We start from the raw sequence: 2,532 nt of genomic DNA on the forward strand, positions 1-2,532 counted from the left end.
GATCGACGCGGCGTGCGCGCCGACCACACCGAACGACGCGATCAGCCACTCGCGCCGGCGCGGCTTGTCCACCGCCGCGCCGACCAAACCCGCGGCGAACCAGCCCGCGCTGTGCTCACCGAAGTGCGAGAGCCCGCGTGCCGCCTTCACTGTCGAAGGTCGCGCGATGGCTCCCTGAACCTTGGCGAGAACCGCGATCTCACGCATCAAGCGACCCGTCGAGCGGTGCGCCGTCGGTGAGGTGCGGGGCGATCTTGTTGTCGAACACCGACAGCGCCGACCCGATGGCCATGTGCATGTCGAGGTACTTGTACGTGCCGAGCCTGCCGCCGAAGAGCACGTTGCGCTCGCGCGCCTCGGCCTTCGCCAGCTCGCGGTACCGCTCGAGCTTCTCGCGGTCGTCCGCGGTGTTGATCGGGTAGTACGGCTCGTCGTCTTCCTTCGCGAACCGCGAGAACTCCCGGACGATGACCGTCTTGTCCTTGGGGTAGTCGCGCTCCGGGTGGAAGTGCCGGAACTCGTGGATCCGCGTGTAGGGGACCTCTTCGTCGTTGTAGTTCATGACCGGCGTCCCCTGGAAGTCACCGGTCGCGACGACTTCCTGCTCGAAGTCGAGCGTGCGCCAGCCGAGACGACCTTCGGAGTACTCGAAGTAGTGATCCAGCGGACCGGTGTAGACCGTCGGCGTGCCTGCCGGGATGTGTGCCCGCACGTCGAAGTAGTCGACGTCGGTGCGGACCTCGATGTTCGGGTGGTCGGCCATCTTCTCCAGCCACGCGGTGTAGCCGTCGACCGGCAGGCCCTCGAAGGTGTCGTTGAAGTACCGGTTGTTGAAGTTGTAGCGGACCGGGAGCCGGGCGATGATCGACGGGGCCAGCTCGGTCGGGTCGGTCTGCCACTGCTTGGCGGTGTAGCCCTTGACGAACGCCTCGTAGAGCGGGCGCCCGATCAAGGAGATCGCCTTCTCCTCGAGGTTGGTCGCGCCGGCCGTGTCGAACTCGGCGGCCTGCTTCGCGATCAGCGCCTTCGCCTCGTCCGGGGTGTGGCTACGCCCGAAGAAGCTGTTGATCAGGGCCAGGTTCATCGGGAACGCGTAGACCTGGTCGCTGACCCGGGCGAACACCCGGTGCTGGTAGTTCGTGAAGCTGGTGAACCGGTTTACGTAGTCCCATACCCGCTGGTTGGAGGTGTGGAACAGGTGCGCGCCGTAGCGGTGGACCTCGATCCCGGTCTCGGGCTCGGGCTCGGAGTAGGCGTTGCCACCGATGTGCGAGCGGCGGTCCAGCACAAGGACGCGCTTGTTCAGCTCGGTCGCCGCCCGCTCGGCCACGGTCAGCCCGAAGAACCCCGAACCGACGACTATCAGGTCCACACTCACACCGTTGAGGGTAGTGCCGACGGGTCGGCCTCCTGGCGTCGGCCTCCGTGCCGACGGGTCGGCCTCCTGGCGTCGGCCTCCGTGCCGACGGGTCGGCCTCCTGGTAGTGGGGGACGGCGGTGCCGGATGATCGAGGCGGTGTCGGATGATGTCCGCATGCCGAACGTAGACCCGACCCTGCCCGCGGCGGACGGCTCCACCCCGGACCCGGCGCCGGTCCTACGCGACATGACCCCACATCTGCCCTACGGCAAGATGCCGCTGCTCGAGCGGCTCGGGGTGCGTTTCGACTCGGCCGGCAACGGGCTCTGCGAGGGTTCGTGGAACCCGATCAACGAGGCGTGCAACCCGAACGGCGGGGTCCAGGGCGGCCTGTTCGGCGTCATCTTCGACGCCGCGATGAGCATGGCGATCCATTCCGCGCTGCCACCCTCGGACAGCTGCGTGAGCCTGGAGATCCGGGCGGCCACGCCGGGCGGCGGACGCGCCGGCGACTCGTTCCGGCTGGTCGGGAAAGTGCTCAAGCTGGGCAACTCGGCGATCTTCGCCGAGGCCTGGGCGTACAAGGGCGACGAGGTGGCGGCCACCGGTAGCGGTACATTCCTGCGGCGCCGCAAGCCACCGAAGGCGCAACGCCGCCAGGACTGACGGCTCCGCTCCCCCGGAAGGTGGAAGTCGCATGGGTGTGCTGACCGCCGTCTGGCGAACGCCGGAACGCAGGTTCTGGCTGCTGGCCTGCCTGCTGGCCCTCTACCTCGGGCTCACCAAGGGCGACGGCGGGATGCTCGACCTCAAGGTGTACCGGCGGGGCGCGGAGTTCGTCGCCGCCGGCGATCCGCTGTACGACCTGCGCCCGGGCAAGCTGCCGTTCACCTACCCGCCGTTCGCGGCGATCTTCATGATGCCGATCGCGGCCGTGCCCTGGGTGTGGGCGGTGAAGATCTGGACCGGGGTCTCGGTACCCGGCCTGGCCGCCGTGCTGCGGCAGAGCGCCCCGCGCGCGGTCGCGACCCGCTCGATCCTGATGCCGCTGGCCCTGCTCGGCTGCCTCGCCCTGGAACCGGTCCGCGCCACCCTGCGCTTCGGCCAGATCAACCTGATCCTGGCCGCGATGATCATGCTGGACCTGGTCGGCCGCAAGCATCCGGGCCGCG

The 2,532-nt window shown here is 68.6% G+C and carries 3 protein-coding genes and 1 pseudogene; 2 read left to right on the forward strand and 2 right to left on the reverse strand.

Translation table 11 applies throughout. The annotated features are described in order from the left end of the window. Nucleotides 1–207 (reverse strand): annotated as a pseudogene (locus QOD90_RS16835) (phosphatase PAP2 family protein); the annotation flags it as partial. Beyond that, nucleotides 200–1,378 carry a UDP-galactopyranose mutase gene (gene glf, locus QOD90_RS16840; RefSeq protein WP_526351688.1) on the reverse strand — a complete coding sequence of 393 codons (1,179 nt, stop codon included), beginning with the start codon at nucleotides 1,376–1,378 and terminating at the stop codon, nucleotides 200–202. The pseudogene QOD90_RS16835 and the gene glf, both read right to left, overlap by 8 nt. A gap of 156 nt (nucleotides 1,379–1,534) precedes the next feature. Here glf and QOD90_RS16845 point away from each other — a divergent pair, with 156 nt between their 5' ends. Beyond that, a complete protein-coding gene (locus QOD90_RS16845; RefSeq protein WP_526351690.1) occupies nucleotides 1,535–2,026 on the forward strand; it encodes a PaaI family thioesterase in 492 nt (163 codons plus the stop codon). A 31-nt stretch (nucleotides 2,027–2,057) separates the two neighbouring features. Further along, nucleotides 2,058–2,532, forward strand: a 475-nt coding sequence (locus QOD90_RS16850) for a glycosyltransferase 87 family protein (protein WP_526351692.1), incomplete at its 3' end; no start/stop codon positions are given.

Source organism: Mycobacterium sp. (assembly GCF_032161845.1).
In the GTDB taxonomy this organism is placed as follows: Bacteria; Actinomycetota; Actinomycetes; order Mycobacteriales; family Mycobacteriaceae; genus Mycobacterium.